Below are 11,774 nucleotides of genomic sequence, written 5' to 3' on the forward strand. Positions count from 1 at the left end.
GTGACTCGCAGAGCGTCGGGATTCCAGGACCGGACCGCAGCGACTCCCGGTCTCATCCGTGCTGATCCATCGCCGAGAGTGCAGCCACGAAGTCCGCCTCTGCGATGACGTAGTCGTTCTCGGCACCGTCGGTGATGTCGACGATCTCGCGCAGGCGACTGCACACGTTGCTCAGCGCCTGATCGGTGGCGGTGAAGGCTCGTGCGCAGACGGCCGCGAATCCTGTTCCGGGAAGGGATGATTGCGACACGGTATACGGTTCGCCGACGTCCCAGTCGTCGATCGCGTCGGCGATGTCCGCCACGAAGGCTGCGAATGTGCGCAGCGCTTCAGGATCCACATGCAACGTCACGACTGCCCCCCGACAGAATCCCCCGATATATCCGGGTCGGGACGATAGCAGAAGGCGCCCCCACGGATCCGGAGCGGACCGTCGGGGCGCCTTCGAAGGCTGCAGGGCTACTTGCTGTAGCTGTAGAAGCCCTCGCCGGTCTTGCGGCCCAGGCGACCCGCGTCGACCATGCGACGCAGCAGTGCCGGGGGAGCGTAGTGCGGCTCGGCGAACTCGTCGTACAGCGACTGCGCGGCGTTGAGGGTGATGTCGAGGCCGACGGTGTCGATGAGTGTCAGCGGACCCATCGGGTAGCCGCAGCCACCCTTCATCGCGGCGTCGATGTCTTCCTTCGTCGCGTATCCCGACTCGAGCATGCGCACTGCCGAGCACAGGTACGGGATGAGCAGGGCGTTGACGATGAAGCCCGCACGGTCGCCCGCGCGCACGGCCGTCTTGCCGAGGGTGTTCTTCGCGTAGTCGAACACCGTGTCGGCGGTGGCCTCGTCGGTGGTGAGCGCCGAGATGATCTCGACGAGCGGCATCACCGGCACCGGGTTGAAGAAGTGCACGCCCACGACCTTGCCGGGCCGCTGCGTCGCCTGAGCCATCTTGATGACGGGGATCGACGACGTGTTGGTGGCGAGGATGCCTTCGGGCTTCACGATCTTGTCGAGCTCGGAGAAGATCTCCGCCTTGAGCGACTCGATCTCGGGGGCGGCCTCGACGACCAGGTCGCGGTCGGCGAACTCGTTCAGGTCGAGGGTGACGCGGATCCGTCCGAGGACCGCGTCGGCGTCCTCCTGCGTGATCTTGCCGGACTTGACGCCGCGTCCGATCGACTTCTTCAGACGCTCGCGTGCTGCGGCGGCGAACTCCTCGGTGGTCTCCTTGACGAGGACGTCGCTACCGGCCTTCGCGCACACCTCGGCGATACCGGCACCCATGGTGCCGCCGCCGATCACGCCTACCTTTTCCACTGCCACTGCGGTAACTCCTGATCGCTGTGATGTTCCGGGGGGTAACCTACGCGACCGGTGTCAGCGCAGCAGAGCGCGCGACATGACGACGCGCTGGATCTGGTTGGTGCCCTCGTAGATCTGCGTGATCTTGGCGTCGCGCATCATGCGCTCGACCGGGAAGTCGGTGGTGTAACCGGCGCCGCCGAACAGCTGCACGGCGTCGGTGGTGACCTCCATCGCGACGTCCGACGCGAAGCACTTCGCGGCGGCGGAGATGAAACCGAGGTTGCCTTCGCCGCGCTCGGCGCGGGCCGCGGAGGTGTACACCATCAGGCGAGCGGCCTCGACCTTCATGGCCATGTCGGCGAGCATGAACTGCACACCCTGGTTGTCGGAGATCGGGCGGCCGAACTGCTTGCGATCCTTGACGTAGGCGATCGCTGCGTCGAGGGCGCCCTGGGCGAGGCCGACGGCCTGCGCACCGATGGTGGGACGGGTGTGGTCGAGGGTCGCGAGAGCGGTCTTGAAGCCGGTGCCGGGCTCGCCGACGATGCGGTCGCCGGGGATGCGGCAGTTCTCGAAGTACAGCTCGGCGGTGGGGGAGCCCTTGATGCCGAGCTTCTTCTCCTTCGGTCCGACGACGAAGCCCTCGTCGTCCTTGTGGACCATGAAGGAGGAGATGCCGTTGGCGCCCTTCTCGGGGTCGGTGACGGCCATGACGGTGTACCAGGTGGACTTACCACCGTTGGTGATCCAGCACTTGGAGCCGTTGAGGATCCAGTCGTCGCCGTCGGCCTTGGCGCGGGTGCGCATCGAGGCGGCGTCGGAGCCGGCCTCGCGCTCGGACAGCGCGTAGGAGGCCATCGCGCCGTTGACGATGTCGGGGAGGACCTTGGCCTTGAGCTCGTCGGAGCCGCGGAGGATCAGGCCCATGGTGCCGAGCTTGTTGACGGCGGGGATCAGCGAGGAGGAGCCGCATACTCGGGCGACCTCTTCGATGACGATGCAGGCGGCGATCGAGTCGGCGCCCTGGCCCTCGAACTGCTCGGGCACGTGGATGGCGTTGAAGCCCGACTTGTTGAGGGCGTCGAGGGCCTCCTGCGGGAAGCGGGAGTTCTCGTCGACGTCCTTGGCGTAGGGCGCGATCTCCTTCTCGGCAAGTGCGCGGATCGCCTCGCGCAGCGCGTCGTGCTCCTCGGAGAGCGTGAACAGATCGAAGTCGGGATTGAGGGCCATGACGGCGGACTCCTAACGGCACGCGGTGCCAGATTTGCGAGCGTTGCTCCCTCGAGCTTAGCGAGGCGAGGGTTCGCGACGTGACGGAATGAGTCGATTGTAACCACGGCACTCAGTGCCAGGTCAATGGTGCTGACGTGCGCCTTCGAGCTGGAGCCGAACTTGCTCGGCGATCTCTGTGGGTGTCAGATGAGCCGCATAGGTCACCACCGCGACCTCCGGCGGGGCCGGGGCGGTCTTCCCGTTCGTCGTGCCTTCCGGCGCCGGAACCACCCCGTACGTGCGGCGGAGCTCGAGCAACTCCTGCTCGAGCCGGTCGGCCGTGGCGGTGTCGTCGCCGCGGATCATCGCCCGCAGCAGGAAGTTGTGCGTCGCGGTCATCGCCGCCGCGAAGCTGACTGTGCGCACCGGCTTCTCCCCCGGAACGGCGGCGCGCAGGAAGTCGGTGAACAACCGCTCGTAGCGATAGGTGGTGACCAGTTCGCGCTCCCGCAACGCCGACACCCGCTGCACCACCCGGTACCGCCACACCGCCAGCTCGCGCCGGTCGCGGAAGTGCCCGAACACGAGCTTGGCCCCCTCGCAGGCCGCCGCCCACGGATCGTCGAAGTCCTGCGACAGATACTCGGCGACCTGCTCGAGCAGCGACTCGTGATCGGCGAAGATCACGTCCTCCTTCGATCGGAACTGCCGGAAGAACGTCCGCCGCGACACCCCGGCGGCCGCGGCGATCTGCTCGACGGTGGTCGACTCGTAGCCGAACTCGGAGAACAGGCGGATCGCCTGCGTGACGACATGCACCCGGAACTGGGCGGGATCGGGTCCCGTCGAGTCGAGGCGACGGGTGGTGCTACCGGTACCGGATGTCATGGCGTCGAGTATCCAATGCAGTCGTGAGAGGTCGGCTCACCCCTCGGCGGCTTCGGCCGATCGCAGCTCGAACTTCAGGATCTTCCCGGTCGATGTGCGAGGCAGTTCCAGCGGGAAGACGATGTCGCGCGGCACCTTGTATCCGGCGAGCAGCGTGCGGGTGTACTCGATGAGCTCGTCGGCCGTCAGGGACTCGTCCTTCTTCAGGATCACGAACGCCTTGGGACGCTCACCCCACTTCTCGTCCGGAACGCCCACGACCGCCACGTCGAGCACCGCCGGATGGCTGACGATCGCCTGCTCGACCTCCACGGTCGAGATGTTCTCGCCGCCGGAGATGATGATGTCCTTCGCCCGGTCCTTGAGCTGGATGTATCCGTCCGGATACATCACGCCGAGGTCGCCCGTGTGGAACCAGCCGCCGCGGAACGCCTCCTCCGTCGCATCCGGGTCCTTGTAGTAACCGAGCATGACGTTGTTGCCGCGCAACACGATCTCGCCCATGGTCTCGCCGTCGGCGGGCACATCGTTCATGTCCTCGTCGACGACCCGTGCGGTCTCGGCCTGCAGCATGCCCACACCCTGGCGGGAGAGCAGTGCGGCGCGTTCGTCGGCAGGCTTGCCGTCCCAGTTGTCCTGGTACTCGCAGATCGTGTACGGGCCGTACACCTCGGTGAGCCCGTAGACGTGCACGACCGTGATGCCGATCTGCTCGAGCTGGGCGATCACCGTCGGCGACGGGGGTGCGCCGGCCGTGGTGATCCGCAACGGACGGTCGAGCGGATGCGCCTGGTCGGCGTTCGCGATGGTCGAGCACACCGCAGGAGCGCCGCACAGATTGGTCACGCCGAGAGTGTCGATGGCATCCCAGATCGCATCGGCGCGCACCGCGCGCAGGCAGATGTGGGTGCCCGCCGCCGCGGTCACGGCCCACGGCGTGCACCAGCCGTTGCAGTGGAACATCGGCAGCGTCCACAGGTACTTGCTCTGCCCGTCGAAGCTGTTGTGGAAGGTCTCACCCAGCGAGTTCAGATACGCGCCGCGGTGGGTGTACATCACGCCCTTGGGCTTGCCGGTGGTGCCGGATGTGTAGTTGAGGGTGATGACGCCGAGCTCGTCGTCGACGCTCCACGGCAACGGCGTCGCATCGAGCGAGTCGGCCTGCGCGAGGAACTCGTCGTATCGGGCCGTGGCCACGCCGGCGGGTACGTCCGGAACCGGCACGGTCGAGTCGGGAACCTCGATGATCTCGGCGACGCCCGGAACGTTGTCGCGGACGCTCGCGACCGATCCGAGTAGTTCGGAGTCGACGAACAACAGCTTCGTCTCGGAGTGGTCGAGGATGTATTCGAGTTCCGGCCCCGCCAGTCGCGAGTTCAACGCGACGAGCACACCGCCTGCGAGCGGCACGGCGAAATGCGCGATGAGCATCTCGGGCACGTTGGGCGTCAGGTACGCGACCTTGTCGCCCGGCTCGATACGGCTGCGCAGCACCCGTGCCAGTCGCTGGGTCTCGTCGGCGAACGCGGCGTAGGTGTACGTGCGGTCGCCGTGGATGATCGCGGTGCGATCGGGGAACACCGCCGCAGACCGTTCGAGAAAGCGCAACGGGCTCATCGGGCTGTAGTTCGCGGCTCCGGTCGAGTCGGGACGGGCGGGGACGATGGACACGCATACCTCCGGGGGGTGGCCTTCTCGGATTCCGGCGTCTTCTGTGATCGTCGCAACACCGGGCGATGTGCAGGTTACGAATCGTGGAACTGGCCCTACTACCCTCGAAAGTGGGTGTTCGGAGGGAAGAGCAGGAGCAGTCGATGGATGTCGCCGTACCGGGTGTGCTGCGCCCCGACGATCTCGACACCCTCCGCGCCACACTGCGCGGGCTGAAGTCGACGACCGGACTACCGGTGCTGTTCGGTGGTGCCGTGCAGGGCTCGGACGTCGTCCTGTCCGGATTCGTCGGTACCCGTGGTCGGGTCCTGCGCAACCTGGTGATTGCCGCGGAGCGCGGACTCGGCGGCCGGGTGGTCGTCGAACAACGTCCCGGTGCGGTCGCCGACTACTTCACGTCACCGCACATCACCCACCACTACGACCGGCAGGTCGCCGGCGAGGGAATCGAGTCGTTGCTCGCGGTGCCGGTCGTGGTGCGCGGACGCACTCGCGCGGCGATCTACGGCGGGTTGAGAGTCAACCGGCCGATCGGCGATGTGATCGCGGAGAAGGTGATGCGGTCGGCTGCGGAGCTCGCGCGGGAGATCGAGATCCGCGACGAGGTCGACCGGCGGGTGTCGCTGATCGGGCACGCCCGCAGCTCGCACGCCGGATCCGTTCCGATTGCCGTCTCCGAGGCGCTGACGGAAAGTCTCGTCGCACTGCGGGCGATCGCCGCGCGTACCGACGACCCGGTGATCAGGGAACAGGTGCGGAACGTCGAGGAGGCACTGGCCCGGGCACGCGACGGTGCGTCGCAGCCGCAGACGCACCTGACCGCTCGCGAGCACGACGTGCTGAGTCATGTGGCCCTGGGATGCCGCAACACGGAGATCGCCGATCGGTTGTCGCTGAGCGTCGAGACGGTCAAGACCTATCTGCGCCACGCGATGGACAAGCTCGATGTGCGCAGTCGGCACGAAGCCGTCGTCGAAGCGCGCCGGCAGGGATTGCTGCCCTGATCGACTGCGGTCCGGATCACCGCCCGCGCAGTCGCCGGAAGAACTCGCGGATCGCGCGCAGAGCGCGCCGGAACCTCGTCCCGGTCGCGGGACGCTCGAGAACATCGGTGCCCATCGGAGTGGGAAGCCGGACGGGCCAGCTGCCGTCGACGTCGACGACTTCGCGACCGAGCCCGCGCAGATACTCGGCGAAGCTGCGTTGACGTTCGGCGTGCCAGGCGGCTTGATCGGCCATGATGTCGAGTTCGGCGAGCTCGGGATAGCGCGCGACGAGCGCGCGGGTCAGGTGGCCGGCTGCGAGCGCGTCCGCCTCGGCCTCGTGCGGATTCGGCAGGGGTACCCGGTACGCCTCGCATACCGCCTGGAGTGTGCGCCGGCCTGGGCGGCTGCGATCCATCTCGCGGTCGATGACGTACGGGTCGACCACCGTGCCGATGTCGAGCCCGGTCAGGCCCAGGCGGCGGCCCTCGGCGTCGAGCACCGTCAGGTCGTAGCTGGCGTTGAACGCGACGACGATATGGCCGCGCGCCCACGCGTCGCATACCGCCTGCCGGATCTGCCGGTAGCCCTCGAGGTAGTCGAGTCCTTCGGCGCGGGCGCGGGCGGTGGTGATGCCGTGGATCGCGGTGGTCTCCTCGGGTATCGCGATACCCGGGTCGAGCAGCCACGACCGGGTGGCGATGCGGTCGCCGTCGAAGGTCGCGACGCAGGCCGTGACGATGCGGGCGTTGCGGGGATCCCGGTCGGTGGTCTCGAGATCGAACGCGCAGATCGGTCTGTCCGGCCAGTGCGTCATGTTCGGTCCTCGCGTCCGTCGGATGATGATCTGTCGGACGCATTGTTGCGGGAGGCACCGACATGCCTCTCGCGGTGAACCGTCAGATGGTGTCGGTGCACACCACGAAGTTGCGTTCCCGGTACACGAACCCACCCTCGGAGGTCGCGCAGTCGTTCACGTCGGCGGTGTCGAGCAGGATCTCGGTGACCTCTTCGCCCTGGACCGCGGACTCCCCGCATTCGATGCGCTGCGGATCCTCGCCACCGAGGTCCATGCAGGTCCCCACCACCCAGTCGATGTCGAGACACAGCGCGCCGACCTCGACGCCACCGAACGACTCGTAGTAGGTCTGGTCGATGTCGCCGGGGCACGTCTCGCTCGTGTCCACGATGTCGACGACCTTGTAGTTCGAACTCGTGCTGCCGCACTCCGCGTTGTCGATCGTCGCGTCGTCGACGGTGCCACCGAGTGAGACGCAATCACCGGGTGCGACGTCGATGCTCAACTCGGTCGAGGACGACGCCGAGGCACTCGTCGTGGGTACGGAGGCGGACGGTGCCGTGGACGTGGCCGGGGCGTTCGCGTCGGGAACGGCCTGCCCTTCCACCTGCGCCGTGCACGCGCCGAGCGCGACCGTCGCCACCACCATCACTGCGGCTCCGGCCGCCCGTCGGAGAACGTTCATGATCGGAGAGCCTACGGAAGTGCTGCCCGGGGGCTTCAGGGGTGCAACGATGTGCCGCATGGACCTGCCTGTGGTACCGCCGCTCGCACCGATGCTCGCCAAGGTCTCCGCCACTGTTCCTCCGCAACCCGAGAGCGGCCCCGAGCAGTGGTCGTACGAACCCAAATGGGACGGCTTCCGGGCGATCGTCTTCCGCGACGGCGACGAGGTGGTCCTCGGCTCGCGCGGAGGCAAGGATCTCGTGCGCTACTTCCCGGAGCTCGCGGACGCGGTGCGCGCCGAGTTGCCCCGCAGATGCGTGGTGGACGGGGAGATCGTCGTCCCGCGCGCGCACGACGGCCGCACCCGGCTCGACTGGCAGGCGCTGTCCGAGCGGATTCATCCGGCCGAGAGCCGGGTCGCGTTGCTCGCCGAGCAGACTCCGGCCGTCTTCGTCGGGTTCGATCTTCTCGCGCTCGGCGACGAGAATCTGATGGAGACCCCGTTCGCCGACCGGCGTGCGCGGCTGCGGTCCGAGATCGGCGGTGGCAGCAGCTGCCACGTCACGGTGGCGACCACCGACACCGGCACCGCCCGCCGATGGTTCGAGGAGTTCGAGGGCGCCGGCCTCGACGGGGTCGTCGCCAAACGACTCGACGGGCTCTATGTCCCCGACAAACGGGAGATGCTCAAGCTCAAGCACGCGCGCACCGCCGACTGCGTGCTCATGGGTTACCGCAAGCACAAGAGCGTCGAGGGTGTCGGGTCGCTGCTGCTCGGGCTGTACCACGAGGGCGAGCTCGCCATGGTCGGTGGCGCCTCGGCGTTCACCCGGGAGCGGCGCGAGGAACTGCTCGCCGAATTGCAGCCCCTGCGCCTCGGAGATGGCGTCGTCGAACAGGGCGAACCGACGCGGTGGCGGTCGGCGGTGGATCGCAGCTGGGTGCCGTTGCGACCCGAACGTGTCGTCGAGGTCGCGTACGACCAGATGGAAGGGGTATCGGGAGCAGGGATGCGGTTCCGGCACGCAGCGAAGTTCCAGCGGTGGCGTCCCGACCGCGACCCCGAGAGCTGCACGTTCGACCAGTTGGAGGTGCCGGTGCGCTACGACCTGGCGGATGTACTCGACCGGACGGAGGACTGACATGGCCACGAAGCGTTCGCCTGCGGAGGAGCTGGACGTCGACGGCACGCCCGTACGTCTGTCGAATCCCGACAAGATCTACTTCCCGCAGCTCGGGACCGACGGGGGCACGAAGCGGCATCTCGTGGAGTACTACCGGAGGATCACCACCGAGTTCGGCGCACCGCTGCTGACGGCTCTGTGCGACCGGCCGACGCATCTCCAGCGCTTCCCCGACGGCATCGAGGGGGACGAGATCTACCAGAAGCGGGCACCGGTCAAACGACCCGACCACGTGGCGACCTGCGAGATCACGTTCCCCTCGGGTCGCACCGCCGATGCGCTGCGGGTGCGTTCGGCCGCCGATGTGGTGTGGGCGGCGAACCTCGGGTGCGTGACCTTCCACCCGTGGCCGGTGCGCTGCGGCGACACCGACCGCCCCGACGAACTGCGCATCGACCTCGACCCGCAACCGGGGACCGGCTTCGGTGATGCCCGTGCGGTGGCACTGGAGGTCGTGCGCCCGCTCCTCGACGAACTGGGTCTCACCGGATATCCCAAGACGTCCGGCGGGCGGGGACTTCACATCTACCTGCGGATCGTGCCCGAATGGGATTTCGTCGGAGTTCGCCGAGCCGGGATCGCGCTCATGCGTGAGATCGAGCGTCGCAGCGACGGGCGCGCGACGACGGCCTGGTGGAAGGAGGAACGCGGTGAGCGGCTGTTCCTCGATTACAACCAGAACGCGCGCGACAAGACGATCGCCTCGGCGTACTCGGTTCGACGCACTCCCATCGCGACCGTCTCGACCCCGTTGACGTGGGACGAACTGGCGGACGCCGAACCCGACGACTTCACGATCGCCACGGTGCCGGACCTGCTGGCGAAGCGAGGTGATCCGATGGCGGATCTCGACGCGCACGCTCATTCGCTGGACGTGCTGCTCGAGATGGCGGAACGGGACGCGGCCGACGGTCTCGGCGACCTGCCGTATCCCCCGAATCACCCGAAGATGCCGGGAGAGCCGAAGCGCGTCCAGCCGTCGCGCGACACCGATCGGGCGAAGGGCACATGAGCGGTCGGTGGTCGGCCGTTCGGAATCGCGTCCCTGTCGTGACCTCGACTATGAGACCTCCCGAAGCGTAAATCCATAGACTGTCCGGGAAGACAGTCCTCTGAGATTCGGAAAGGGTCGATGTCGTGATTCGCTGGTGGGCGTCCGGTCGGGTTCTCGGCGTCGGGGCAGCGTTCGCTGCCGCGATCGGCGCCGGATTCCTCGTTCCTCAGACCGCATCCGCGGCCACGACGTGCACGGCACCGCCGGGCGCCCCTGCCGAGGTCGTGCAGGTCGACGGTGACGAAGCGTGCGGCGCGTCCACCGACGGCACCGCCGATGCCTGGAGCTACGGCGAACGCGGGGTGGGATTCGCCGACGCCCGCGGCGCAGCCCAGGTGAGGGCGGCCGGATTCGACGGGGGCGTCGGGGCCGGGGAGAGCACATCGGGACGTCTGTTCGCGATCGGTGTGGGGGCACAGGCATTGGCTCTCGGTGTGCTCGACGGTCCGGGAACGGCAGTCGTCGCCGCGGGTCCGCAGTCCCAGGCCTTCGTGGGCGACGCCGACGATCCGGTTCTGTGCGAGGGCACGGCGGCGGCAGCGTTCGACGTCGAGGCTGCTCGCGGGTGCGTCGTGCTGGGCGACTTCCGGTACTTCACTCCCAATGCCGTGCCACCGCAGCCGACCCTCCCCTGAGTTTCCGCGCCTTCCGCCCGGATCACCGGCAAACGGACTGAACGTAAAGCCTTCCTTTACGTTCCGTCTCGTCGTAGCCTGTCGCACATGCCGATGGGGGTACAGCGATGACGACCGGAGCAGTCTTCGAATCTGCCGGGGCGGCAGCGCCGTGCGCGCCGGTCCATGGTTCGGAACGGATCGACGCCCGACCTGCGGCCGCGGCGCCGACCGAGATGGTCGTCGACCCGCGATTCCTGCGACTGGCCGACGCGTTCTTCTCGCTGTACAAGCGTCCCCGGGACGGCGGCGGCGCGCTCACCGTCTGTCTCCACGGGGAGAAGGTCCTCGACATCTGGTCCGGCTGGTCTGCTCCCGACCGTCGATGGGGCCGCGACACGATGGCGTTGTCGTTCTCGACCGGTAAGGGTGTGGCGTCGACCGTCGTGCACCGACTCGCCGAGCGGGGAGTGATCGATTACTTCGAGCCGGTCGCCCGGTACTGGCCGGAGTTCGCCGCCAACGGCAAGGAGGACATCACCGTCGCGGACGTCCTCACCCACCGCTCGGGTCTCCATCGGGTGCGCGGCCTGGTTCCGGGAACCCGCGGGATCCTCGAGTACGACGCGACCGTCGCGGCGCTCGAAGCGGCGGCACCGGACCGTCGCCGTGAGGGCGGTTCGGGCTACCACGCCGTCACATACGGGTGGCTCGTCGCCGAGCTCGTACAGCGGGTGACCGGTCTGCCCTTCGTGGAGGTCGTGGAACGGGAGATCGCCCGGCCTCTGGGCGATCCCGATTTCTGGTACCGCGTTCCGCACGACGAACGGGGCCGGATCGCGAAGTTGTTCCCGCGACTCGCCCCCGCAGGTCTGCACTGGGGTGCGAGCGCTGCGGTGCTGTCGCGACTCGGGCCGACCCGAGGCCTGGCCGAGGCCGCGATGCCGGACGGTTTCGACAGGCTCGTCGGAGATCCGGCCGTGCACGACGCGGTGATGCCGGGATGGAACGGGGTGTTCACGGCGCGTTCGCTCGCGCGCATGTACGGCGCGATCGCCGCCGGCGGGACGATCGACGGAGTGAAGTTCCTCGACGGCGCCACGATCGACGAGATGTCCCGGGTACGGGTACGCAGCCGGGACTACGTGCTGGGTGTGCCCATGGCGTGGCGCCTCGGCTACCACCAGCCCATCTTCGCCGGCATCCAGCGCCCTCGCGGCGCGCTCGGGCACTACGGCGTGGGTGGTTCGGGAGCCTACGCCGACCTCGACACCGGCCTGTCGCTCGCTTTCGTCACCAACCGGCTCGGTGCCGGCGCGATCCCGCTCGGGGATCTGCGCCTCGCGCGCCTCGGCGAACTCGCCCGGTCGCTCGCTCGTCGCGCCTGAATCTTCCTGTCATTTT

General features: G+C 68.0%; 12 protein-coding genes. 5 read left to right on the forward strand and 7 right to left on the reverse strand.

Annotated elements, in window-relative coordinates; genetic code table 11:
- Window positions 1–52 precede the first annotated feature (52 nt).
- From R1101_RS0108330 to R1101_RS0108350, 5 genes are all read right to left on the reverse strand, one after another.
- Window positions 53–352, reverse strand: a complete 300-nt coding sequence (locus tag R1101_RS0108330; protein WP_232284704.1) for a hypothetical protein — start codon at window positions 350–352, stop codon at window positions 53–55.
- Window positions 353–459: 107 nt separating this feature from the next.
- Window positions 460–1,311, reverse strand: a complete 852-nt coding sequence (locus tag R1101_RS0108335; protein WP_026003032.1) for a 3-hydroxybutyryl-CoA dehydrogenase — start codon at window positions 1,309–1,311, stop codon at window positions 460–462.
- Window positions 1,312–1,371: 60 nt separating this feature from the next.
- Window positions 1,372–2,529, reverse strand: a complete 1,158-nt coding sequence (locus tag R1101_RS0108340; protein WP_016932984.1) for an acyl-CoA dehydrogenase — start codon at window positions 2,527–2,529, stop codon at window positions 1,372–1,374.
- Between the two features lie 123 nt (window positions 2,530–2,652).
- Window positions 2,653–3,399: a TetR family transcriptional regulator gene (locus tag R1101_RS0108345; RefSeq protein ID WP_016932985.1), complete on the reverse strand. Its 747-nt coding sequence runs from the start codon at window positions 3,397–3,399 to the stop codon at window positions 2,653–2,655.
- Between the two features lie 36 nt (window positions 3,400–3,435).
- Window positions 3,436–5,016 (reverse strand): acyl--CoA ligase family protein, encoded by a 1,581-nt coding sequence (locus R1101_RS0108350; RefSeq protein WP_198420248.1) that lies wholly within the window; start codon window positions 5,014–5,016, stop codon window positions 3,436–3,438.
- Window positions 5,017–5,213: 197 nt separating this feature from the next.
- On the opposite strand from R1101_RS0108350, the gene R1101_RS0108355 reads away from it, so the two are divergent.
- Entirely contained in the window at window positions 5,214–6,074 is an 861-nt protein-coding gene (locus R1101_RS0108355; RefSeq protein ID WP_016932987.1) for a response regulator transcription factor, read from the forward strand.
- A 16-nt stretch (window positions 6,075–6,090) separates the two neighbouring features.
- On the opposite strand, the gene R1101_RS0108360 is transcribed toward R1101_RS0108355, so the two are convergent.
- Together R1101_RS0108360 and lppU are read right to left on the reverse strand one after the other, a co-directional pair.
- Complete coding sequence (locus R1101_RS0108360; RefSeq protein ID WP_016932988.1) at window positions 6,091–6,870, reverse strand: 3'-5' exonuclease; 780 nt, start codon at window positions 6,868–6,870, stop codon at window positions 6,091–6,093.
- Window positions 6,871–6,952: 82 nt separating this feature from the next.
- Window positions 6,953–7,537, reverse strand: a complete 585-nt coding sequence (lppU, locus tag R1101_RS0108365) for an LppU family putative lipoprotein (protein WP_016932989.1) — start codon at window positions 7,535–7,537, stop codon at window positions 6,953–6,955.
- Window positions 7,538–7,595: 58 nt separating this feature from the next.
- Here lppU and R1101_RS0108370 point away from each other — a divergent pair, with 58 nt between their 5' ends.
- The 4 genes from R1101_RS0108370 (at window position 7,596) to R1101_RS0108385 (ending at window position 11,758) form a co-directional block, all read left to right on the forward strand.
- Window positions 7,596–8,660, forward strand: coding sequence for an ATP-dependent DNA ligase (locus R1101_RS0108370; protein ID WP_016932990.1), 1,065 nt, complete (start codon window positions 7,596–7,598; stop codon window positions 8,658–8,660).
- Between the two features lies 1 nt (window position 8,661).
- Complete coding sequence (locus R1101_RS0108375; protein ID WP_016932991.1) at window positions 8,662–9,714, forward strand: DNA polymerase domain-containing protein; 1,053 nt, start codon at window positions 8,662–8,664, stop codon at window positions 9,712–9,714.
- A 125-nt stretch (window positions 9,715–9,839) separates the two neighbouring features.
- Entirely contained in the window at window positions 9,840–10,391 is a 552-nt protein-coding gene (locus tag R1101_RS0108380; RefSeq protein WP_016932992.1) for a DUF6764 family protein, read from the forward strand.
- A 107-nt stretch (window positions 10,392–10,498) separates the two neighbouring features.
- Window positions 10,499–11,758 carry a serine hydrolase domain-containing protein gene (locus tag R1101_RS0108385; protein ID WP_016932993.1) on the forward strand — a complete coding sequence of 420 codons (1,260 nt, stop codon included), beginning with the start codon at window positions 10,499–10,501 and terminating at the stop codon, window positions 11,756–11,758.
- Window positions 11,759–11,774 lie beyond the last annotated feature (16 nt).

The sequence above is a fragment of the Rhodococcus sp. R1101 genome (assembly GCF_000278445.1).
GTDB lineage: Bacteria > Actinomycetota > Actinomycetes > Mycobacteriales > Mycobacteriaceae > Rhodococcus > Rhodococcus gordoniae.